Source organism: Nocardioides sp. Kera G14 (genome assembly GCF_020715565.1).
GTDB lineage: Bacteria > Actinomycetota > Actinomycetes > Propionibacteriales > Nocardioidaceae > Nocardioides.
In genome coordinates, this window is sequence record NZ_CP085839.1 from 1,338,170 (window position 1) to 1,359,928 (window position 21,759).

The following is a 21,759-nucleotide window of genomic DNA, read 5'->3' on the forward strand; positions in this document are numbered from 1 at the left end:
GTCACCCATCGCCGTCACCCATCGCGCAGCCTCAGGCCCCTGGGCGTGCTGGAGAAACCGGCCTCTCCGAGCGCCTCTCTCAGTGGGGTCTTCGCGCCCAGGAGCTGCTCGCCGTCGGCCTTCTCGAGGGTGACCCGTCCGAGCGCGCCGCGGTGGGCGACGGCCGCGAGCTCGGTGGTGGCGGCCTTGAGCTGCTCGGGGTCCTCGGTCCAGGAGAGCAGGGTGCGACCGCCCTTCTCGACGTAGAGGACGAGCTCGCCGTCGACCAGCACGACGACGGCGCCGGCCTTGCGGCCGGGGCGGTGGCCGGTGCCGTCCCGAGGCGGCGGCCAGGCGAGCGCGGCGCCGTAGGGGTTGGCCGGATCGGTCGCGGCGAGCGCTTGGGCCGTGCCGGTGGGGCTGGTCGCACGGAGCCTGTCGACCGCGCCGGGCAGGGCGAACTGCGCGGCCCCGAGACCCTCGACGAAGTAACCCCGACGGCAGCGGCCGGAGTCCTCGAAGGCGGTGAGGACCGTGTAGAGCCCGGCGAAACCGCCGGGTGCGTTCTCCGCCGCGACCGCGCCGCGGGTCAGGATGCCGTGGCGCTCGAGGAGCTGATCGGTCAGGTAGTGCGCCCGCCTCGTCGGGTCGGTGTCGGTGGCGGGCAGGAGGGCCCAGCGACCGGCGGCCTGCGGAACGCTGAAGCGTGGGCTCGGCCTGGCCATCCTCCCCATGGCTCGTGCGCGGGGCGGAGTCCGGCGTGGCCGGTGCGTCGCCTTGCCCGTCTTCGTGAGGGCACGGAGCGGCGCGAGGCTGTCGTTGCCGATCCGACCGGCCCAGACGAGCTCCCACAGCGCCTCGGCCAGGGCATGGTCGTCGGAGCGGCCGAGCGAGGAGGCGAGGTCACGGAAGAACCAGGCGCCGCCGGGCGTGAGCGCCTCCAGGAGCGCTGTGGCCAGCTCGCTCTCGGGCTCGGTGGGCTGCGGCAGGGTCAGGGCCGCGGTGTCGGCGAGATGGAGTGAGACCCAGCCGTCACCCGAGCCGAGCGGGCCATGCCCGGCCCAGAGGACCTCACCGGCCGTGGTGAGCTCGTCGAGCATGCTGGGCTCGTAGTCGCTGACCCGGCCGGGAAGCACGAGGGTCTCCAGTGCGCTGGCGGGCAGGGGGCAGCCGGCGAGCTGCTCGACGGCCTGGAGGACTCCGTCGACGCCACGGAGTCGACTGCTCCCGACGTGCTGCCAGCTCGGCAGGAAGCGGCCGAGTGCGGCGGGCTCGACCGGCTCGACCTCATGTCGCAGGCGGGCAAGGCTGCGTCGGCGAAGGATCCGTAGGACCTCGGGGTCGCACCATTCGGTTGCGGTCCCAGCAGGGCGGAACTCGCCCTCGAGCAGGCGCCCGGTGGCGCTGAGCCGCGTCAGGGTGTGTCGGACCACAGCGACACCCAGCCTGAAGCGGGTCGCCACGTCGTCGGCGGTGAAGGGGCCGTGGCAGCGGGCGTAGCGGGCGACCAGGTCGCCGAGCGGCTCCTCCACCGGCTCGGCGAAGACCGCAGGAACGCCAGCAGGGACTGGGGTTCCGAGTGCATCGCGAAGCCGGCCGGTGTCCTCGACGACCGCCCACCGTGCTTCGCCGGCGACCCGGACCTCGACGATCCGCCGGGTCGCCTCCAGCTCCGTGAGCCAGGCGCTCGCGTCGCCGTCACTCCGGGCCTCGATCTCGTGGCCGGACAGCGGGCCGATCAGGCGGATCATGTCGATGAGCTGCTCGGCGTTGCGGGCCCGCCGTTCCGGCGCCAGCCGCTGCAGTTCGAGCTCCAGCTCGTCGAGCACCGTCGGGTCGAGGAGCTCGCGCAGCTCGGCCCGCCCGAGCAGCTCGGCGAGCAGGCCCTGGTCGAGCGTGAGGGCCGCGGCCCGGCGCTCGGCCACAGGGGCGTCACCCTCGTACATGAACTGGCCGACGTACCGGAAGAGGAGGGCACGCGCGTACGGCGACGGCGCGGAGGTGGCGACCTCGGCGACGGTGATCTCGCGGCGCTGCACGCGCTTCAGGAGCTGGATGAGCGCGGGCAGGTCGTAGACGGCGCGCAGGCACTCGCGCACCGCCTCGAGCACGATCGGGAAGGTCGGGTAACGGCCGGCGACGGCGAGGAGCGCGGCCGAGCGCTGGCGCTGCTGCCACAGCGGACTGCGCCGGCCGGGGTCGCGGCGGGGGAGCAGCAGGGCCCGCGCGGCACACTCGCGGAAGCGCGACGCGAAGAGGGCCGACCCCGTCACCTCCTCGGTGACGAGCGCCTCGATCTCGTCGGGCTCGAAGAGGACCAGCTCGGCACCGGGCGGCTGGTCGGTCTCGGTGTCGGGGATGCGGATCACGATGCCGTCGTCGGAGGCGACCGCGAGTCCGCCGCCGGCACCCAGGCCGTAGCGCTCGCGCAGCCGGGCCTCGATCGCCAGGGCCCACGGCTCGTGGACGGGCGTGCCGTAGGGGGAGTGCAGTACGAGGCGCCAGTCGCCGAGCTCGTCGCGGAAGCGTTCGATCAGGATCGTGGTGTCGCTGGGCACGACCCGCGTCGCCTCGGACTGCTCGGCGAGGTAGTTGACCAAGTTGGTGGCGGCGTACTCGTCGAGTCCACCCTCGCGTGCCTGCGCGACGGCCTTCTCCCTCGGCAGCGCGGCGAGGGTGCGGGTGAAGGAACCGATCGCCTCGCCGAGCTCGACGGGGCGGCCGAGGCTGTCGCCCTTCCAGAACGGCAGCCGCCCGGGCACTCCCGGTGCGGGCGTGACGATCACCCGGTCGTGCGTGATCTCCTGGATCCGCCAGCTGGTGGCGCCGAGTGCGAAGACGTCGCCGACCCGCGACTCGTAGACCATCTCCTCGTCGAGCTCCCCGACGCGTCGGCCGGTGCCCTCACCGACGAGGTAGACCGCGAAGAGGCCGCGGTCGGGGATGGTGCCCCCGCTGGTGACGGCGAGCCGCTGTGAGCCCGGCCTGCCGGTGAGTGTGTTGCTTGCTCGGTCCCAGACGACGCGCGGCCGCAGCTCGGCGAACTCCTCACTCGGGTAGCGCCCGGCCAGCAGGTCGAGGGTCGCCTCGAACGCGCTGCGCGGCAGTTGGGTGTACGGCGCCGCCCGCCGCACCGCGTCGAAGAGCTCGTCGACCGGCCACGGGTCGAGCGCTGTCATGGCGACGATCTGCTGGGCGAGGACGTCGAGCGGGTTGGCCGGCACACTGAGCGACTCGATCGCGCCCTCACGCATGCGCTGCACGGTGACGGCCGTCGGCACGAGATCGCCACGGTGCTTGGGGAAGAGCACGCCGTGGCTGGTCTCTCCGACCTGGTGACCTGCGCGGCCGATCCGCTGCAGGGCAGACGCGATGCTCGGCGGTGCCTCGATCTGGATGACCAGATCCACCGCACCCATGTCGATGCCGAGCTCGAGGCTGCTCGTCGCCACGACGGCCGGGAGCCGACCGGACTTGAGGTCGTCCTCGATCTGGGCGCGCTCCTCCTTCGACACCGAGCCGTGGTGGGCGCGCGCGATCAGCGGGGGGAGCTCCGCCGCCGCTGGTTGAGGTGCGAGCGAAGCGAGCCTCGAAACCCCGGACTGTGCCATCACAGCAGCAGGCGGCCCTGGGATCTCACCGTTGGACGCGATCTCGTTGAGCCGTGCCGTCAGGCGCTCGGCCAGTCGGCGGGAGTTCGCGAAGACGATCGTGGAGCGGTGCTCCGCGATGAGCGCCGCGACCTGCTCCTCGACGTGCGGCCAGATCGAGCTCGACCGGCTCGGATCGTCGCCCTCGCCGTCGTACTCCTCGGGGGCCGTCATGTCCTCGATCGGCACCACGACCTTGAGGTCCCAGCTCTTGGTGGCGGGCGGCGCGACGATCTCGACGGGCGCGGCGCCGCCGAGGAAGCGTGCCACCTCGTCGAGCGGCCGGACCGTGGCGGAGAGGCCGATCCGCTGTGCCGGCTGGGGGAGGAGCACGTCGAGCCGCTCGAGGGTGAGGGCGAGATGGGCGCCGCGCTTCGTGCCGGCGACCGCGTGGATCTCATCGACGATGACGGTCTCGACGTGCCGCAGCGTCTCCCGGGCCTGGCTGGTGAGCATCAGGAAGAGCGACTCCGGCGTCGTGATGAGGATGTCGGGCGGCGTCGCGATGAGCTTGCGTCGGTCGTTGGCCGGCGTGTCTCCGGAGCGGATCCCGACGCGCACGTCACTGACGGTGGTGCCGAGCCGGTCGGCCGTATGTCGGATCCCGGCGAGTGGCGCGCGGAGGTTGCGCTCCACGTCGGTGCCGAGCGCCTTGAGCGGGCTGAGGTAGAGGACGCGGGTGCGCTCGGTCTTCTCGGGGGTGGGCGTCGTCAGCAGCCGGTCAAGCGCCCAGAGGAACGCCGACAGCGTCTTGCCGGATCCGGTCGGCGCGACGACCAGCGCATGCCTCCCGTGGCCGATGGCCTCCCAGGCTCCGGCCTGCGCCGGTGTCGGGGCTTCGAAGGCAGCCTCGAACCACGCCCGCGTGGGCTCGCTGAACCTGCTGAGTGGCACAGGCCCATCCTTGCTCACGCCACCGACAGGTGGAGGGATCAGGACATGAGGCCGAGGGTGGTGCGGGTGTAGTCGGAGCCGAAGAGGGCCGAGGGGGAGCGCCCGGGGAATCGCGAGGAGATGACGTCGGCGAGGACGTCGCGGTAGTCGGTGGTGACCTGGAGGTCGTCGTCCACCAGGCTGGAGCTCGGGGTGCTGAGCGTGGGCCACGTGCCGTAGTACCGGCCGCCGCGGACGCCGGCGCCGAAGAGGAGCATCATGTTTCCCCAGCCGTGGTCGAGGCCGTGCGCGGAGTTCTCGGTGAGGCGGCGGCCGAACTCGCTGATCGTCACCACCGTGACGCGCTTGCGCTCGGTGCCGAGGTCGGTGAGGAACGCGTCGAGCGCGCTCGCGAGGGCGGTGAGGTTGCGGGCCATCCCACCTGAGGTGAGGGTGCCGTAGTCGGTGTGGAAGTCCCAGGAACCGTAGTCGAGTGCGACGGTCTCGACTCCGACGCCGGACTTGATCAGCTGGGCGGTGTCCTTGAGTGCCGCACCCAGGTCGGTCGCGGGCCAGGCGGTCGGATAGACGGCGCCGTTGGCCGGGGCGTACGTCGCCGTCGCGGTCGAGGTGAGGCGGCTGGTGATCGAGAGGGCGCTCGTCGCACCGGCGCGGAGCATGGTGGCCGTGCGGGCCGGCACGCTGCTGGGGATCGTGTTCCAGACGCTCCCGAGGGAGCTGCGGCGATGGGCCTGCCAGGTGGCGTCGTCGGACCCTGGCACGGCACCGGTGAGGGTGAGGTCGGCGAGCCTGTCAGCCGCGAGCGTGTCGACCGATCCGCTCGTCAGGGTGGGTGCCGTGGTCGAGCCGAGGAAGGTGGCCGAGAGCGGGTCGTCGGCGCTGCTGCCGAGCTCGACGAGACGGTTGACCCAGCCCTGGCGCAGGGTCGAGGTCGGGTCGGCGTCCTCGATCGCCTCCATCGCGGAGAAGTGGCTGCGGTTGGGTCGGATCATGCCGGTGGCGGTCACGGCCGCGAACTCGCCGCTGGTCCAGTACTTGGCCAAGGGCGCGAGCGCGGGGTGCAGGCCGAACATCGAGTCGGCGCAGATCAGGTTGGCCTTGGGGATCGCGATGACCGGGCGTTTGGCGTAGTACGCCGGGTCGCCGTGCGGCACGACGACGCCCATGCCGTCGATCGCGCCGCGCAGCGAGAGGACGACGAGCACGTTGCCGGTGGCTGAGGGCGCGCCGGCGTAGGCGACGTTGCGCAGGGTGTCGCCGAAGACGGACGTGACCGCGGCGGCACCGGCGGTGAGGCCGGCCGCCGCGAGGAGACGGCGACGGCTCAGTACGAGGGTCGCCTCGTCGCAGCAGGAGTCGGGGTTCGTCATCGGGGCCTCAGTAGGTCAGGTGGAGGGGGTGGTCCAACAGGATGGACAGCGCACGGATGCCGAGCCAGTCGCTGAGTGCGGTGACCTGCCAGCTGCCGGGCTTGAGGACGGTGGTGGGGGTCATGCCGAGGGCCTCGGCGAAGGCGGACACCGTGGTGGCGTCGACGTCGCGGCCGAGCAGCTTCTGGGCGGCGAAGTGGGCGTAGCCGGCCACGGTGGTCGTGCCGTTGCTGAGGTCGGGCACGAAGTCGCCGGGATCGCGGTAGGTGATCCTCCCGGTGGGCCACCAGCCGCCGAGCAGGCAGGCGTGGGTGCGGAAGGTGGCGATCATCCGGCCGCCGGAGGTGTAGGCGTCGGCCGTGTCGGGGCGCCCGTCCGGCCGGGGCCAGCTGTACGGGATGCCGCCGGCGTATCCGTAGGCGAGGGTGTGGGCGGCGTCGTCGGATGCGGCCGGTGCCTGCACGGTGATGCCGAGCGCGCGCATGGTGGCGACGAAGTCACCCATCGGGGTGCGGACCTTGGCGTGCATCGAGGCGCTGAACTCGGGGTGGCGCACCAGAGCCCGAAGCACCGCCGACAGGTCGGTGTCGTTGGCCTGGTAGACGGCGGTCAGGTCCGCGATGAGGGCGGCGCTGGGGGAGTCGGAGACGAACCGTGTGGCGAGCTTGGTCATCAACCGACGGGCGGTGTTGGGGTGGCGCGCGAGGTGGGCGAGGAAGTCCTTCGCGGTCTGACCACCCTGCCCCGAACCGTCGGAGGTGAAGCCCTGGACGGAGACCGCGGTCTTGTTGTGCCTGCTGTCGACGTACGTCGGGTCCCAGACCGGCGGGTTGGACCAGGCGTTGCAGGTCCAGCCCGAGAGCAGCTTGGCCGTGGCCTTGACGTCGGCCTCGCTGTAGAAGCCCACGCCGACGGTGTGGAGCTCGAGCAGCTCACGGGCCTGGTTCTCGTTGACCGCAGTGGCGGTCGAGGTGGCGGTGCCGAGATAGGTGAGCATCGCCCCGCTCAGGCTGGCCTTGGTGAGGAGGTCGCTGAACGAGCCGAGGGCGCCTGCGCGGATGATCGCGTCGTAGTCCTGCCGCCAGTACCAGCCGTCGGCGGTGACCGGGACATGCAGGTGGTCGGAGAGGAACTCCACCATCGCCTCGAAGACCTGGCGCTTGCTGGTCAGGCGGCGCATCAGGGCCAGGTTGCCCAGGGCGAGGCCGTACTCCCAGCTGCCGGCCGACTGGGCCTGCTCGCTGGCCTTCCGCTCGGCCGGCGTGTCGGAGAGGAGGGTGTACCACGACGCGGCGGCGGTTGCGGCGCTCGACTCGGCGATCGCGGCCGGTGTGAGCTGCTGGTCGAACCACGCCAGTGACCCTCCGGCGGCGGTCATCTCGGCGGCCTGCGCGGCCGTCCAGCCGCCGGTGAAACGAGCGCACATGTGCGCGACGTCGACGCTTGTGGTCGCGGTGTCGGTCGCCATGTCGGTCGTCGTGGGGGCGGGAGTGGGGGTGGCCGGGACCGGCGTCGGAGTTGCCGGCGCCGGGGGCGTTGCCTGGGCGGCCTTCGTGGCTGCGGCCTTCGCCTGGGCCTTCGCCTTGGCCTTCGCCCTCGCCTTTGCTCGCTTCGCTGCGGCGCGGGCCTTCTTGCGTGCCTTCTTGCGCTTCTTCTTCGCCTTCGTGGCGGAGGCCGGCTCGGCAAGTCCCAGCCATGCGGCTGCGCCGGCAAGCGTCGGTACGCCCGCGCGCGACAGCACGCGTGCGAGGCCTCCCGAGATCGGTGTGTCCACCATGTGTCTACTGTCGGCGAGCTCGGGAGCGATTCTGAATCGTCACCGGCGCTTTGGGACCAAAGTCCCACGCGTTCTGGCCGACCGGTCTCAGGCAGGCAGGGCCTTCCGGTCCGAGAGCGAGGCACGGGCGCCGTCACGCTTGCCGGCGTTGGCTGCGGGGGCGGACCAGTCCGAGGTCTGCGGCCCGGTCCAGCTGCCCCGGACGCCGCGCTGCTTGAACTCATAGGCGACGTAGTCGTCGAGCTGGAGCTGCTTCTCCCGAAGTGCGAGGGCCGTGCCCGCGCCCGAGGCGCCTTCGAGCTCGGCGACGAAGGCCGCGTCCTGTGCGGCCTCGCGCGCCTCGACCAGCCGGCGTCCCACCTCCTGCGCCCAGGACCGGCAGTAGGAGATCCGGGCGCTGGCACCATGGAAGCCGGAACGCTTGTGCTGCGGGCTCGCGAGGTACGCGTCGGAGTCGCGCATCATCATGGGTGCGAGATGGGCGAAGAGCGCGTCGGCGACGTCGAGGTCCTCGGCGAAGCCGTAGAAGGTCACGAGGTAGTTGCCGCGCACCGTCGCCTCGACTCCTTGGCCGTGGGCGATCTGGAAGGCGAGGACGACGAGCAGGTTGCGCAGCCGTGAACCGCCGGCGAGCCGGAGGTCGACCTCCCGCGTCGTCGGCGTGACGGCCTGGGAGCGGTCAGCCTGCTTCGCCCGAGCGCGTGCCAGGTCGATGCTGTGCTCGGTCGCGAGGGTCTCGGCCTTGGCGAGATAGGTGTCGCGCTCCGCCGTCGTGCCGGCCTTCTCCGCATGTGCGAGCAGCTTGCTGATCTTGTCGAGCAGGGACTCCTCGCACCGCCCGCTGTCCACGCGCTGGGCGAATGCGGCCTGGAGGTGGTCGGCCACACGCTCCCAGCCGAGGGTCTCCAGCAGCTCGACGAAGGTGCTCCGGAAGAGCGGACCGTGCCCCGCCTCCGGCGCAAGGTGGTGAGCGAGCTCGTGAAGCACGGTGGCCTGGTTGAGCGCCCATACCCCGCCGGACTCGAATGTCGGAAGCGCGATAGTGCGGGTGGCGGCGTCGTACTCCGCCTTGAGCGCACCCTTGCGCGCCCGCACCCGCGGCGTGCTCAGCGGCTCCTCGCCCCGGGCCCGACGGGCGGCGTTCACACGGGCCATCGCCGCCTCGACGAAGGGCACCGCATCGCGCCACTCACCGAAGCGCAGGTTGGCCGACTCGGCCGACGGGTCAGCGGCCCACGCCGCGATCCAGGCATCCTCGGCGGCGTACACCAACTCGGTCTGCGAACTCACGCGGCGAGCATGCCAGTCACCACGGACAGAACCTCAGCCGCGCTCCGCGGCGGCCTTGAGGTCGGCGAGTCCCTTGTCGAAGTCCTTCCCGATCGCCCGGTCGAAGAAGAGCTTGCCCAAGACCGTGAAGGCGAGGTTGCGCTCGCCCGACATCGTCCAGGTCACCTCGGTCGCGGGACCTGTCGGCCGGAGCGTGAAGATCACCTTGTTGCTGGCCTTGAAGGGCTTGACGAACTCCAGGTCGATGGCGATCGCGTCCGCGGTCGACAGCGTGATGGTCATCGTGCCGGAGCCGGCCTTCTTGCCCTCCCAGGCGTAGTGGGCGCCGGTGCCGGCGTCTGGGCCGTCGTAGCTGCGGGTCAGGGCGGGGTCGATCTTCTCCCACGGCGACCACTGCGGCCACTGGCGGAAGTCGTTGATCAGCGCGTGTACGGCGGCGATGTCCGCATCGATCGTCGTCGAGCGGCTCGTGGCGAAGGCAGGCATGGGCCTGAGATTAGTGGCGCGACGGCGTGCTCAGGCGCCGTAGATGCGGCGGATGAGGTCGAGGTGTTCTTCGGTGATCTTGTGGGTGCCTCGGTTGTTGACCAGGCGGATCAGGCCGTGGGGTGTGGTCCAGAGGTAGGCATCAGGGCCGAGCTGTTCCACTTGATAGTTGAGGTGGGTTTTGGCTCGGTGTGAATGTCGACTCAAGGGTGCGTCGTTGTGGTCGCCGGTCTGCCCGGGCGGTCCACCCGCATCAGGTGGGACGTAGGGGGTGGCGTGGTCGTGGTCGACCCGGCTGGCCTCGCTCCCGCTGTTGTGGGGGAAGACGGGGCCGGTGGTGCGGAGCATGGTCCGCTCCTTCACCGTGGCGGGGTGTTCGTAGGCGCTGATGTGGGTGCCGGTGTTGAGGTCGATGACCGGTTTCACGGTCACGTCGGAGTGTCCGAGGAGCTGGGTGACCTGCTGGAGGAGCAGTGGTCCGAGGTCGCTGCTGCGGGCGACACCGCCTGCCCCTTCCAACGCGGCCTGGTGGAGGTGGAGGAAGAGGACAGCCTTGTGTCGGCGGGCGGCCTTCTTGGTGTCGGGCTCTTCTGCCGCGGCGTCTTCGTCGAGGAGTCCGAGGAGCGCGGCGAGGTCGTAGGGGCGTGCGAGCCATCCGAACGCGGCAGCGCGGAGTTCGTCCATCGACGGGTCGTCACCGAGTTCGGGGTGATGCTGCTTCCGGAGGTCGGGGTCGGCTTTGAGGATGTCGGCGACGCGTTGGCAGGTGGCGTCGAACCAGATCGCGTCGGCGGCCTCAGTGCGGGCGAAGATCTCCCGCAACCCGGCACCGGCCTCCTCGTCACGACGTGCGAGCCACACACCCTTCTGCTGCTTCACGGCCTCGAGCTCTGCCACGCGGAGTGCTTGGTCGGCCTTGATGATCTCGGCTTCGGCGAGCTGCAGCAGCTTCCCGTTCGGGAGGTCGACGGCCTGGGCGAGGACGACGTCGAGGTAGGCGACCGAGATGACCCCGAGCTTGCGGGACATCGACGCGATCTTCCGGGCCACCCAAGGTTCAACCTGGAGGAGTTTCGTCGCCAACCAGAGTCCGGGGAGCCGGTGCCGCAGGTCCAACACATCAGCCATCAGCGACCGGGTGGCGTAGACGTGTTCACCCCGCGCGACGGCGAGCTCCTCCAGGCACAGGTCCCGCACCGGGGGCGTCCCATCGCCACCGAGGGTGATCATGCGGTCCCCGCCCGGTACCGAGATCTCGGGCTCGATGGAGTGGAGGTCGGCCCATCGCAGGGCGAGGTCGAACTCCTCCACGGCCACTGAGCGTCGGTCCTGGACGGCCCATTCGGCGCGCGACAGCACGTCGGCTGCGGTGAGTTCCGAGAGGGCGAGCGACATGTCGCCATTCTATCGAACAAACATTCGAATCACAAGGTGTTGCCGCAGGTCAAACCGCCTTTTCCACGGAGGTTGGAACGACCTCGTCGCCGACCCGGATCTCGCCGCCGGTGAGCAGTCGGAAGCACGTGCCGGCCCGGCGGCGCAGGGCCGCGGCGGCGCCGGGGGCGATGGTGTCGTCGAGGATCCGGCAGGGCGCGGCGATCCGGACCACCTCCAGCTCGACGTCGCCGATCCGAAGCCGCTCGCCGGGCTTGGTCGGCACCGGCCCGACGTCGACGGTGATGTTGCGGCGCGTCTGGCCGGGCTGGAAGTCCAGGCCGAGGTCGGCCGCGGCGAGGTCGAGGTCGTCCTGCGCCTGTAACGTGACGTGCCGATGACGGGCGCCGTGATAGCGATCGCCGACCAGTCCTTTGCCCGCTTCGGCGGTCACGGCGTCGACGTACTTCACGGGAAGGCGACGCCCAGGAGCGATGTGGATGGCGGTCACCCTCATGTTCTGACCCTAGTCGGGTAAGCCGACGACATGACCGTCTCGAGATTCGCCGACCTCCCCGTCGCCGGCCTCGACCGTCAATGGGACGGCGACGCCGCGGAGAAGCGCGTCCGGAAATGGGCTAAGGCGGAGGACGGCCCGAACGCCGACTACCGCAAGGCGCACGTCTGGTACGACGGCGACCGGAAGGACCGCTTCACGGCGTACAAGCTCCTCATCGCCGACGTCATCGACGGCGAGCTCCGCGTCGTCCCACGCGGCGTCATGGCCGCAGGCAACGTCATGGACGGCGCCCGGGGCGGTGTCGACCTGCCCAAGGAGGACATCGAGCGGGTGAAGTCCCACCTCGCCAAGTACTACGAGAAGTTCGACCGCCAGGCACCGTGGAAGGAATGAGATGAGCAGCACCACAGCAGAGCTCCAGGGTCGCGTAGCCCTCGTCACCGGCGGAGGCAGCGGCCTGGGCCGTGCGATCAGCCAGCTCTTCGCCGAGTCCGGCGCGCACGTGATCGTCGCCGACATCGACGCCTCGGGAGCGGAGCAGACGGTGAAGCTCATCGGCGACCTCCCCGACAAAAGCGGCACCGCAGAGGCGGTGGAGCTGGACATCACCGACCGTGCGGCGGTCGACCGTGTGATCGGCGAGGCGGCGGACCGGCACGGAGCCGCCTTCGACCTGCTCATCAACAACGCGGGCACGGACCGTGGTGCCGACCTGGTCGACATCGACGACGACCAGTGGCACGGCGTCTTCGGCGTCAACGTCGACGGCCCGATGTACCTCAGCCGCGCGTTCGTGCGCCACCGCAAGGAGGCCGCGCCGGACGGCCTGGCGGACATCGCCTGTGTCGTCTCGATCAGCGCCCTCACCGTCGGCGCAGGCGCGGGTGCCTACAACGCCTCCAAGGCCGCGCTGCTCAAGCTGGTCGAGGTCATGCAGACCGAGGCGCGCGAGCGGGAGTGGCCGGTACGGGTCAGTGCGATCAACCCGGCCGCCATGGCCACTCCGATGATGGACCAATGGGGCCTGCCCGAGGAGCGGATGATGGACCCGACCGTCGTCGCCAGCCTGATCCGGTTCGCGATCACGCTGCCCCCGGAGGGCGTGCTCCAGAGCGCAGTCATCACGCTGCGCAACGAGAGCTATCCCCGATGAGCGTCGACCTCGCCGGCGCGCGGGTGCTCGTCACCGGTGGCGCCGGATTCGTCGGGTCGTGGCTCTGCGAGCGGCTGCTCGACGAGGGCGCCACCGTCTGGGCGGTCGACTCCTTCATGACCGGATCGCCGGACAAGGTCGCCCATCTCGTCCGACGCCCCGGCTTCACGCTGGTGGAGGCCGATGTGAGCGAGACGATCCCGGACCCCGGGGGCGTCACCCATGTCATGCACCTCGCGTGTCCGGCCTCGCCGGTGCACTACCTCCGGCTCCCTCTCGAGACGCTGCGCGTCGCGAGCAACGGCACCGTGAATGCACTCGAGCTCGCTGAGCGGCACGGCGCCCGGCTCGTGCTCGCCTCCACCTCGGAGGTGTACGGCGACCCGCTGGAGCACCCGCAGCGGGAGAGCTACTGGGGCAACGTCAATCCGATCGGGCCGCGCAGCGTCTACGACGAGGGGAAGCGGTTCGCCGAGGCCACGACCATGGCCTTCCACCGCGAGCGTGGCGTCGACGTCGGCATCGCGCGGATCTTCAACACCTACGGACCCAGGATGAGCGTCGATGACGGCCGGGTCGTGCCGACCTTCCTCCACCAGGCACTGCAGGGCAAGCCACTCACGGTGGCCGGCGACGGCTCGCAGACCAGGTCGCTGTGCTGGGTCGAGGACACCGTCGACGGGCTCGTCCGGCTGGCCTGCTCGAACGAGGTCGGACCGGTCAACCTCGGCAACGACGCCGAGACCACCATGCTCGAGCTGGCCGAGACGGTCGTGCACCTCACCGGTTCGCGGTCGTCGATCGAGCACGTCGCGCTACCCCAGGACGACCCCAAGGTGCGGCGGCCCGACATCTCGCACGCCCGCCGCACGCTCGGCTGGGTGCCGACCATGACCGCCGAGGAGGGCCTCAAGCGGACGGTGCGATGGATGGAGGAGCTGCTCGCCGGCTGAGCTGCCGGGTCGCGGCGGCCAGTACCTCGTCGACCGTGATCTCCAGCAGGGCCGGATCGGGGTCCGTCGCGTGCGGGTCTCCGACGCCGGTCCCGTGCCACAGCACCGTGTGCGGCCCCGGCGGCGGTCCCCAGCGTGAGGGCGGCGTCGGACCGAAGAGCAGGACCGACGGGATGCCGTACGCCGACGCCAGATGCGCCATGCCGGTGTCGCCTGCGACCACGAGTCGGGCCTCGGCGGTCAGCGCCGCGAGCTCGGCCAGGTCGGTCCGTCCGGCCAGCACCGCCTCGGCCGGAAGGCCGGCCTGTCGGCGTACCTCCTCGGCGAGGGGAGCCTCGTCGGGGGAGCCGGTGATCACCACCTGTTCGCCGCGAGACGCGAGCGCAGTGGCGACGGTGGCGAAGCGCTCCGCCGGCCAGCGACGGCTGCCGGAGGCGGCCCCCGGGTGCACGACGACGGTGTCGGGCGCAGGGGAGCCGACCGCCGGTGGGTCGAGCGCGACGTCGTCGGCATCGGCCTCGACCTCGAAGGCGGAGCCGATCAGGCGGCACCAGCGGACGCGTTCGTGCTCCTCCGGGTCCCACGTGGACAGGTCATAGCGCAGCAACAGACGCGGCAACAGCGCCTCGACCAGCGTGCGGCTCGCGGGGCCGTTGCCGTGCAGGTCGATCCCGACGTCCGGCGGCGGCCCGTCCCAGGCGACCGGCTCAAGCTCAGCCGTGGGGATCAGGCGGTCGACCGCATCGATCAGCTCGACCAACGGTCGCTGAGCCGCCGGCGCAGCAAGCACGATCTCGTGGTCGGGCAGGGCACGACGGAGCGCCCGCAGGGCGGGGACGCCGGTGAGGAGGTCACCGAGCCCGATCGCGCGGTAGACCAGCGCTCTCGGTCGGGTCATGCCTGGGTGCGCGCCGACTCGACGAGCCGTGTCGTCGAGCGGCCACTGAGGTACGGCAGCACGACGGCCTGCCCGCCCCATTCGCGCAGCAGCGCGGCCTCCGGCAGCTCGGCGCCGGCATAGTCACCGCCCTTCGCCCACACGTCGGGCCGCAGCTCGCGGATCGCCTCGACGGGAGTGTCCTCATCGAAGACCACGACCTCGTCGACACACTCGAGCGCGGCCAGCACGCGGGCACGATCGTCCTGGGTCACCAGCGGCCGGGCCGATCCCTTGAGCCGGCGCACGGAGTCGTCGGAGTTGAGGCAGACGACGAGGCAGTCGCCGAGTGCCCGGGCCGCCTCCAGGGTGGCGATGTGGCCGGCATGGACAAGGTCGAAGCAACCGCCGGTCGCGACCACGGTCCCGCCGGCGGCGCGCACCCGCTCGACCACGCCCGGCCCCCCGGCGTCCGGTCTCGCCAAGCCGTACGCCGCCGCGCCGCCTGCTGCGACGAAGGCCGCGGCGGCCGTCACCGCCTGGTGCACGGCCTCGAGCGTGACGGCGCCACCGGCCATGGCGGCGAGCACGGCGGTCGCGAACCGGTCACCGGCCCCGCACGTGTCTACCGCATCCACGACGGGTGCCGGGATGATCGACGGCGAGGGCTCACCGCGGCTGAGTAGCGCGCCCTTCGCGCCGAGTGTCACGCAGACCGCGTGGGCCTGCCAGTGCTCGACGAGGGTGGCGGCCTGCTCGCTCGCGACGGCGAGCTCCGTCCGTGGCCGCCGTGACGGGCCGGTGGGCTCAGGAGCGCGAGCGACACCGGCCGCGAAGCCGGTCGCCTCGTCCCGGTTGGGCGTCACCAGTCGGACTCCCTCGACGGGTTCGGCGCCGCGCGGATGCGGGTCCCATACGACCGGCGCGCGCACAGCGCCGAGCGCGTCGCGCAGCTCAGGCACCGACGTCACACCGTTGCCGTAGTCGGCCACGAGCACACCGTCCGCCTCGGCGATCGCCTCCAGGGCGGCGTGGGTCACCGGGCCGATGACGCCCGGCCTGCCCTCGTCGAGGCGCAGCAGCGACTGGGCGGCAGCGCGGACGCGACGTTTGATCGGGGTACTTCCGCTGTGGTGCAACGCCACGACGCGGACGCCGGCCTGCTCGAGCAGCGCGGTCAACCGGCCGCTGCCCTCGTCCCCGGCGACCGCGGTCACCAGGGTGACGTCGTGCCCGTCGGCGGCGAGGAGTGCGGCGGCGAGGCCCGCCCCGCCGGGGCGCGGCCGCTCCTCGAGCTCATCCAGGACGGGTGCGGGGGCGTCCGGCATCAGGCGTCCGGCGCGACCGATGAGGTCGATGTCGAGCAGCGAGTCCCCGACCACCACGAGGCGCTGAGGGGTCACGACGCCGCCTCGATGTCCTCGGCCGAGCGGCGGGTCCGCGACACGCCGACACCCAGCGTGCGGTCCACGGCGGCACAGAGGATGTGGAGACCGACGAGGTGCAGCTCCTGCACCGTGGCGGTGTAGGGGGCATCGACCGCGCAGTACTCGGTCGCGTGCTCGGCGAGCGGGTTGGGCAGCGGGCCGGTCATCGCCCACACCTCGAGGCCGGCCTTCCTGCCCCGGGCCGCGGCCGCGACCATGTTCTCCGACCGGCCGCTCGTGGACATCAGAACCAGGACATCACCCGGACGCCCGTGCGCCTCGACCTGCCGGGCGAAGAGCTCTGTTGGCGGGTAGTCGTTGATGATCGCCGTGAGACTCGACGTCTCCGAGGTCAGGCAGATGGCCGAGTAGGGCGCCCGGTCCTCGCGATAGCGGCCCACCAGCTCGGCGGTCAGGTGCTGGGCCTGCGCGGCACTCCCGCCGTTGCCGGCCGCGAGCAGGCGGCCCCCGCCCTCGAGGACGGAGGTCAGCCGTACCCCCCAGTCGTCGAGTACGTCGACACACCGGCCGAACCTGTCCAAGGCTCGGGAGAGCTCGGCGAGGTGCTCGTGGTCGCACGGTGTGTGCAGCGGGCGGGTCATCGGACTGCCTCCTTCGTCGGGGCGACGCGGCTTGCGACCACGTCCTCGTAGATCTCTTCGGTGCGGGCCACGACGTTCCTCCAGTCGTAGAGCGCGATGGCACGCTCACGACCCGCCTCGCCGTAGCGGCGGCACCGCTCCGGGTCGGCCAGGAGGCTGCCCAAGACCTCGGCGAGCTCCTCCGGCTCGCGCGGCGGCACCAGTTCACCGGTGGTTCCGGGGACGACGGTGTCGAGGAGGCCGCCGACGGCGGAGCCGACGACCGGCCGGCCGCAGGCCATCGCCTCGAGCGGCACGATCCCGAACGGCTCGTACCAGGGCACGGTGACGACGACGTCCCCACTGCGCATCAGGGCAGGCACGTCGTCCCGCGCCACGCTGCCCACGAAGCGCACGCGGTCGCCGACGCCGAGCCGCTCCGCGAGGGACTGCAGGCGCTTGGCCTCGGGGTCGGCGACCGCGGTGACACCCGAGGAGCCGCCGGCCACGACGAGCTCGACGTCGCAGCCGCGCCGCACCAGCCGGGCCAGTGCCTCGATGACGTTGCCGACGCCCTTCCGGGTCACGAGCCGGCCGACGGAGACGAGCCGCTGGCGCCCCTCCGGGTCGAGCCGGGGGCCCGGTCGGAAGAGCTCGGTGTCCACGCCACAGGGGACGATGTCGGCTCGGCAGGGCGGCAGGCCGAGCGCCCGCAGTTCCGCGACCTCGTCGCTGCAGGTCGCGATCACCCGGTCGACCTCCCGGCACAGCCGCTCCTCCAGCCTGATCCGCGAGGGCGGGCTGGTGTCGAGGCGGCCCTGGTGGCGTCGCTTGACCGAGCCGAGTGCATGGAAGGTCTGGAGGAGTGGGATGTCCGTCCCGCGCACGCCGAGGCGGGAGGCGAGGCCGCTCATCCAGAAGTGGGCGTGCACGATGTCGGGGCGCTCCCTCGTCCACTCCTCCCGCAGCCGCATCCCGAACTCCGTCATGTGCGGCAGGAGCTCGTCCTTCGGCACGTCGGTCGGTGGGCCGGCGGGGACGTGGTGGACGACGTACCCCTCCGGTGCGCGCACCCGGTCGGGAAGGGTCACCGAGTCGCGCCGGGTGTGCACCACGACCTCGTGGCCGCGCGCGGCCAGGCCACCGGCGAGGGCCGCGACATGCACGTTCTGCCCGCCGGCGTCCGCCCCGCCCAGTGCGGCGAGAGGGTTGGCGTGCTCGGAGACGAGCGAGATTCTCATGAGGCGCTCCTGGTGCTCAGGGTGATCAGTCGGTCCGGGAGCCCGCAGAGATGGACGACGGCATCGATGACGTCGCGCGGTTGGACCGAGCTGAGACAGGGGTGGCCGGGCACGGGGCAGGTGAGCGCGCGCGTGTCCCGGCAGGGCGCGGCCTGGTCGCCGAGGAGCACCCGGTCGACGCCGTACGGCGCCCACCGGACGGCCGGCACCGTCGGTGAGTAGAGGGAGACCACGGGAGTGCCGACCGCGGCAGTGAGGTGGGCCGGGCCGGTGTTGCCGACGACCACCGCTTCTGCGCGGTCGAGCACCCCGGCGAGCTCCTCGAGGTCGAGCAGCCCACCGAGGTCACGGCCCTCCTCGCCGGCGACGTACGCCGTCAGCTCCTGCTCCGAGCGACCACCGGTCACGACCACACCGAAGCCGGCCTCGACCAGGCCTGAGCAGGCCGCGCGGAAGTGCCCGGCCGGCCAGGCGCGGGCCGGTGCCGACGTACCGGGGTGGAGGACTACATAGGGGCGGGGGAGGGATTCGGGCGGTCGGATCCGCTCGGGCCGCACCGCGAGTCGGCCGTCGTCGCCCGCGGGCAGCGCTCCGCCGCAGGCGGTCGCGAGCGAGAGCGCCCGCTCGGGTTCCGGGAGGTCATCGTCGATGCGGTGCCGGAGGTCGAGGAGGGAGCCCGGGTAGTCGACGCTGATCGCACCGATCCACGACACGCCGGCGAGGCGCAGCACGAGCGCGGTCGGCAGGGGCGACTGGTGGAAGCTGGTGAAGATCACCGCGCGGTCGTAGCCGCCGTCGGCGATCGTGGCCCGAAGCCCCTCCACGGAGGAGGGGTCGACGGGCGGGGGATCGGCCAGCACCCATGGCGCCGACCAGCAGAGGACGTCGTCGACGCCGGGCAGCAGCGCGGCCGCGGTCCGGCCTAGCGGACCGCAGAGCAGGGTGACGTGGTCGCTGGTCGCGGCCAGCGCACGGAGGGCCGGCCCCGCGAGGAGGACGTCACCCATGCTGTCGAGGCGTACGGCGAGCGTCCTCACCGCGCGCCTCTCAGGACGTCCTCCACGACGTCGGCGAGTGAGGCGGCGGCACGGGGCGCGCCGGCGATCTCCTCGGGGCGCGTGACCGGGGTCGGCACGAGGACGGCGTCGACCCCGGCGGCTTCAGCAGCCTCGAGGTCGGCACCGATGTCACCGATCATGAGGGCCCGGTCGGGCGCGACCCCGGCGTCGGCGAGCGCCTGCTTGATCATGCCGGGCGCCGGCTTGCGGCACTCGCAGCCGTCGTCCGGCCCGTGCGGACACGTGTAGACCGCCTCGAACGGCCCAAGGAGTTCGGCGACGCGGGCGTTGACCGCGTCCACCTGATCCGGCGTGATGAGGCCCCGGGCGACGCCGGACTGGTTGCTCACGACGGCCAGCCGGATGCCCTCGCGGCGGAGCCGGTCGAGCGCCTCGCGGGCGCCCGGCATGGGCCGCACCTCGGCCGGGTCGCCGTTGTAGGGGACGTCCTCGACGAGTGTCCCGTCGCGGTCGAGGAGGACGAGCTCGGGAAGTCCGTGCCACGGCCCGGCGCCGCGGTGACGCAGCGCGCCGAGCGCCGAATGCCACGTGGCGGCGAAGGGGATCGCGGCGCTGGTCAGCAGCATCCGGCGTACCTCGGCGCGATCGCGAGGACCGGGTGCGATCCGGCGCCAGGCGAACTCGCCGGTGCCGCCCAGCCAGCCGAGTGCTCCGACTGCCGCGACCGCCGGACGGCGGGTGACGAGACCGGCCACGGCCACGGCCGCGGCACCGGTGAGGGCGACGTGCGTCCACCGGCGCCCGACCGGTGCGGCCGCCCGCCGCTGCCAGCCCGGTCCGTGCACGGCCCGCATGAGGTAGTCGTCGGCGTTGCCCTTCTGCTGCCGGAGGCTGGCGAGGTCATCGGCCGGGCGCACGGGATGGGTGACGTGACGGCGTCCGGTGACCACGCGACCCTGCTCGGCGCCCAGCCGCATCGCCAAGTCGGCGTCCTCGCGGAAGGCACGCGGGAAGCGCTCGTCGAAACCGCCGACGCGGGACAGCTCCTCACGCCGGAAGCTCATGTCCGCCGTGATCCACTGCGACGTCTCGAGCCCGGCGGTGCCGCGCTCCCAGTCGGTCGGCCGTCGGTCGGTCGGGAGCGGAACCGTGAGGAGACCCTCGGACCCGGAGACGTCATGGCCCTCGACGGCTGCGAGGTCCTCCGCCAGCCGCTCGTACCAGTCGTCGTCGGGCAGCACGTCGTCGTCGAGGAACGAGACCCACGGCGTGCGGCTGTGACGCCAGCCGATGTTGCGCGCACGCGCGGGGCCGCCACCACCGCTGCGCACGACGGTGACGTCGAGGTCGTACGGCGTCACCTCGATCGGCGTCGCGCCCGGATCCGGTCGGTCGTCGACGAGGATGACCGGAGCGTCGACGGGCCGCGTCTGGCGGGCGAGGGAGTCGAGGAGGACGTGCAGGCTCGCGCGGCCCATCGTGGGCACGACGATGGTCGTGTGCGGCGTGCTCATCGACTCCTCCGCACGACGAAGGGGCCGATGGCGAGCAGTGAGACGGGCGCGGAGCCGAAGCACTCGAGCGCGTCGCGCGGGTCGTCCACCATGGGGCGGCCGGCGGTGTTCAGGCTGGTGTTGACGACGACCGGGATCCCGCTGCGCGCCTCGAACTCGGTGAGCATCCGCGCGACCAGCGGCTCCTGCTCCGGGTCCACGGTCTGCACGCGCGCGGTCCCGTCGACGTGCACGACGGCCGGGATGCGGTCGCGCCAGTCGGGGTGCACGTCGTGGACGAAGAGCATGTACGGCGACGGGATCGGTCCGCGGGAGAAGATGTCGCGGGCTCGGTCGAGCAACACCATCGGCGCCACCGGCCGGAACTGCTCGCGTCCCTTGACGTCGTTGAGTCGTTCGAGGTTCTCCCGGCGGCCCGGGTGTGCGAGCAGGGAGCGGTGGCCCAGGGCCCGCGGACCGAACTCGCTGCGCCCCTGGAACCACGCGACGACACCGTCGGCAGCCAGGCACTCGGCGACCTCGACCGCGACGTCGTCCGGTCGCTCGTAGGCCACCTGGGCGGTCCGGAGCCAGCTCTCGATCTCGTCGTCGCTCCAGCCGCGTCCGAGGTCGGCGCCGGTCATCGGCGTGAGGGCGTCACCGGCCTCGGCGGCCACGTGGAGAGCGCTGCCGAGTGAGGTGCCGGAGTCGCCGGCGGCGGGCTGCACCCACACGTCGTCGTACCCGCTCTGTTCCAGAATCACGGAGTTGGCCACGCAGTTGAGGGCGACGCCGCCCGCGAGGGTCAGGTGCCGGCTCCCGGTGCGGGCGCGGAGTCCACGGGCGAGGTCGACCAGCACCTCCTCGAGCCGCTTCTGCACGCTCGCCGCGAGGGCGGCGTGGTCCTCGGTCCACTCCTCGCCGGAGTCCAGACGCTTCGCGAAGGACTGCCAGTCGATGCGCTCGGTCACGAAACCGCCCTCGTCGGTGGCTCGGATCCGCTCACGAAGCTGGTCGAGGAAGCGTGGCTCGCCGTACGACGCCATCGCCATGACCTTGTACTCGTCGCTCGACCGCAGGAACCCGAGGTGCTCGGTGAGGTCCTCGTAGAGCAGGCCGAGGGAGTGCGGCAGCTCCTGGGTGTAGTGGGTGGTCAGCCGACCGTCCCCGGAATAGGTGCCCGACAGGTGGCTGGCGCACTCACCGCGGCCGTCCAGGACGAGCACATCCGTGGCCTCGCCAGAGCCCACCCACGGCGCCGCGAGCGCGCTCGAGGCGGCGTGCGCGACGTGGTGCGGCACGAAGCGGACCTGCTCGGGGTCGAGCCCGGGCAGTGCGGTCGCGAGGAAGCCGGGCGCCTCGCGGGCATAGGTCTGGCGCAGGTGGTCCCACGGGTCGAAGAGGCCGAGCTCCTCGGCCGGCCGCGCGAGGCCCACGTCGAAGGAGTAGGTGACGGCGTCGAGCTGTCCGACGTCGAGACCCGCCTCCGCCAGGCACCAGCGCGCAGAGAGCTCGGGAAGCTCCCAGGCGGCGAACGGCACGGGCCGGTGCCCGTGCTTGCGGCGCGAGAAGCGCTCCTCCTCGGCGGCAGCGACGGTCCTCCCGTCCACCACGAGGGCGGCGCTGGGGTCGTGGAAGAGCGCGTTGACGCCGAGGATCTTCATGGGTAGAGCCG

17 protein-coding genes are annotated in these 21,759 nt (G+C 72.0%); 3 read left to right on the forward strand and 14 right to left on the reverse strand.

Annotated elements, in window-relative coordinates; all coding sequences use genetic code 11:
* Nucleotides 1-14 precede the first annotated feature (14 nt).
* The 7 genes from LH076_RS06645 to LH076_RS06675 form a co-directional block, all read right to left on the reverse strand.
* Nucleotides 15-4,523 (reverse strand): ATP-dependent helicase, encoded by a 4,509-nt coding sequence (locus LH076_RS06645; RefSeq protein ID WP_227783200.1) that lies wholly within the window; start codon nt 4,521-4,523, stop codon nt 15-17.
* Between the two features lie 38 nt (nt 4,524-4,561).
* Nucleotides 4,562-5,893, reverse strand: a complete 1,332-nt coding sequence (locus LH076_RS06650) for a DUF1501 domain-containing protein (RefSeq protein WP_227783201.1) — start codon at nt 5,891-5,893, stop codon at nt 4,562-4,564.
* Between the two features lie 7 nt (nt 5,894-5,900).
* Nucleotides 5,901-7,670, reverse strand: a complete 1,770-nt coding sequence (locus LH076_RS06655; RefSeq protein ID WP_227783202.1) for a DUF1800 domain-containing protein — start codon at nt 7,668-7,670, stop codon at nt 5,901-5,903.
* An 87-nt stretch (nt 7,671-7,757) separates the two neighbouring features.
* Complete coding sequence (locus LH076_RS06660) at nt 7,758-8,960, reverse strand: DUF2786 domain-containing protein (RefSeq protein WP_227783203.1); 1,203 nt, start codon at nt 8,958-8,960, stop codon at nt 7,758-7,760.
* A 33-nt stretch (nt 8,961-8,993) separates the two neighbouring features.
* Entirely contained in the window at nt 8,994-9,446 is a 453-nt protein-coding gene (locus tag LH076_RS06665) for an SRPBCC family protein (RefSeq protein ID WP_227783204.1), read from the reverse strand.
* Between the two features lie 30 nt (nt 9,447-9,476).
* Nucleotides 9,477-10,841, reverse strand: a complete 1,365-nt coding sequence (locus LH076_RS06670; RefSeq protein ID WP_227783205.1) for a hypothetical protein — start codon at nt 10,839-10,841, stop codon at nt 9,477-9,479.
* A 49-nt stretch (nt 10,842-10,890) separates the two neighbouring features.
* Nucleotides 10,891-11,337 (reverse strand): MOSC domain-containing protein, encoded by a 447-nt coding sequence (locus LH076_RS06675; protein ID WP_227783206.1) that lies wholly within the window; start codon nt 11,335-11,337, stop codon nt 10,891-10,893.
* Nucleotides 11,338-11,367: 30 nt separating this feature from the next.
* Here LH076_RS06675 and LH076_RS06680 point away from each other — a divergent pair, with 30 nt between their 5' ends.
* The 3 genes from LH076_RS06680 to LH076_RS06690 are packed head-to-tail and all read left to right on the forward strand — an operon-like array spanning nt 11,368 to nt 13,446.
* Nucleotides 11,368-11,733, forward strand: a complete 366-nt coding sequence (locus LH076_RS06680; protein ID WP_227783207.1) for a hypothetical protein — start codon at nt 11,368-11,370, stop codon at nt 11,731-11,733.
* A gap of 1 nt (nt 11,734) precedes the next feature.
* Nucleotides 11,735-12,493, forward strand: coding sequence for an SDR family oxidoreductase (locus tag LH076_RS06685; protein WP_227783208.1), 759 nt, complete (start codon nt 11,735-11,737; stop codon nt 12,491-12,493).
* Nucleotides 12,490-13,446, forward strand: a complete 957-nt coding sequence (locus LH076_RS06690; RefSeq protein ID WP_227783209.1) for a UDP-glucuronic acid decarboxylase family protein — start codon at nt 12,490-12,492, stop codon at nt 13,444-13,446. The genes LH076_RS06685 and LH076_RS06690 overlap by 4 nt, the downstream gene beginning before the upstream one ends.
* On the opposite strand, the gene LH076_RS06695 is transcribed toward LH076_RS06690, so the two are convergent.
* From LH076_RS06695 to LH076_RS06725, 7 genes are read right to left on the reverse strand one after another with little or no spacing between them, the layout of a single operon-like run.
* A complete protein-coding gene (locus LH076_RS06695) occupies nt 13,403-14,344 on the reverse strand; it encodes a glycosyltransferase family 9 protein (protein WP_227783210.1) in 942 nt (313 codons plus the stop codon). The genes LH076_RS06690 and LH076_RS06695 overlap by 44 nt on opposite strands.
* A complete protein-coding gene (gene rfaE2 / locus LH076_RS06700) occupies nt 14,341-15,726 on the reverse strand; it encodes a D-glycero-beta-D-manno-heptose 1-phosphate adenylyltransferase (protein WP_227783211.1) in 1,386 nt (461 codons plus the stop codon). The genes LH076_RS06695 and rfaE2 overlap by 4 nt, the downstream gene beginning before the upstream one ends.
* On the reverse strand, nt 15,723-16,352 hold the full coding sequence (locus tag LH076_RS06705; RefSeq protein WP_227783212.1) for an SIS domain-containing protein: 630 nt from the start codon (nt 16,350-16,352) through the stop codon (nt 15,723-15,725). Before LH076_RS06705 ends, rfaE2 begins: the two co-directional genes overlap by 4 nt.
* Nucleotides 16,349-17,572: a glycosyltransferase gene (locus LH076_RS06710; protein ID WP_227783213.1), complete on the reverse strand. Its 1,224-nt coding sequence runs from the start codon at nt 17,570-17,572 to the stop codon at nt 16,349-16,351. The genes LH076_RS06705 and LH076_RS06710 overlap by 4 nt, the downstream gene beginning before the upstream one ends.
* Nucleotides 17,569-18,609, reverse strand: coding sequence for a glycosyltransferase family 9 protein (locus tag LH076_RS06715; protein ID WP_227783214.1), 1,041 nt, complete (start codon nt 18,607-18,609; stop codon nt 17,569-17,571). The genes LH076_RS06710 and LH076_RS06715 overlap by 4 nt, the downstream gene beginning before the upstream one ends.
* Nucleotides 18,606-20,105 carry an HAD-IIIA family hydrolase gene (locus LH076_RS06720; RefSeq protein ID WP_227783215.1) on the reverse strand — a complete coding sequence of 500 codons (1,500 nt, stop codon included), beginning with the start codon at nt 20,103-20,105 and terminating at the stop codon, nt 18,606-18,608. Before LH076_RS06720 ends, LH076_RS06715 begins: the two co-directional genes overlap by 4 nt.
* A complete protein-coding gene (locus tag LH076_RS06725) occupies nt 20,102-21,748 on the reverse strand; it encodes a carbamoyltransferase (RefSeq protein ID WP_227783216.1) in 1,647 nt (548 codons plus the stop codon). The genes LH076_RS06720 and LH076_RS06725 overlap by 4 nt, the downstream gene beginning before the upstream one ends.
* Nucleotides 21,749-21,759: the final 11 nt, after the last annotated feature.

Excerpts from the sequence above, each read along its gene's own strand:
- LH076_RS06650 (WP_227783201.1), bottom strand. The coding sequence starts at position 5,893 with ATGACGAACCCCGACTCCTGCTGCGACGAGGCGACCCTCGTACTGAGC.
- LH076_RS06655 (WP_227783202.1), bottom strand. The coding sequence starts at position 7,670 with ATGGTGGACACACCGATCTCGGGAGGCCTCGCACGCGTGCTGTCGCGC.
- LH076_RS06665 (WP_227783204.1), bottom strand. The coding sequence starts at position 9,446 with ATGCCTGCCTTCGCCACGAGCCGCTCGACGACGATCGATGCGGACATC.
- LH076_RS06670 (WP_227783205.1), bottom strand. The coding sequence starts at position 10,841 with ATGTCGCTCGCCCTCTCGGAACTCACCGCAGCCGACGTGCTGTCGCGC.
- LH076_RS06675 (WP_227783206.1), bottom strand. The coding sequence starts at position 11,337 with ATGAGGGTGACCGCCATCCACATCGCTCCTGGGCGTCGCCTTCCCGTG.
- LH076_RS06680 (WP_227783207.1), top strand. The coding sequence starts at position 11,368 with ATGACCGTCTCGAGATTCGCCGACCTCCCCGTCGCCGGCCTCGACCGT.
- LH076_RS06685 (WP_227783208.1), top strand. The coding sequence starts at position 11,735 with ATGAGCAGCACCACAGCAGAGCTCCAGGGTCGCGTAGCCCTCGTCACC.
- LH076_RS06690 (WP_227783209.1), top strand. The coding sequence starts at position 12,490 with ATGAGCGTCGACCTCGCCGGCGCGCGGGTGCTCGTCACCGGTGGCGCC.
- LH076_RS06695 (WP_227783210.1), bottom strand. The coding sequence starts at position 14,344 with ATGACCCGACCGAGAGCGCTGGTCTACCGCGCGATCGGGCTCGGTGAC.
- LH076_RS06705 (WP_227783212.1), bottom strand. The coding sequence starts at position 16,352 with ATGACCCGCCCGCTGCACACACCGTGCGACCACGAGCACCTCGCCGAG.
- LH076_RS06710 (WP_227783213.1), bottom strand. The coding sequence starts at position 17,572 with ATGAGAATCTCGCTCGTCTCCGAGCACGCCAACCCTCTCGCCGCACTG.
- LH076_RS06720 (WP_227783215.1), bottom strand. The coding sequence starts at position 20,105 with ATGAGCACGCCGCACACGACCATCGTCGTGCCCACGATGGGCCGCGCG.
- LH076_RS06725 (WP_227783216.1), bottom strand. The coding sequence starts at position 21,748 with ATGAAGATCCTCGGCGTCAACGCGCTCTTCCACGACCCCAGCGCCGCC.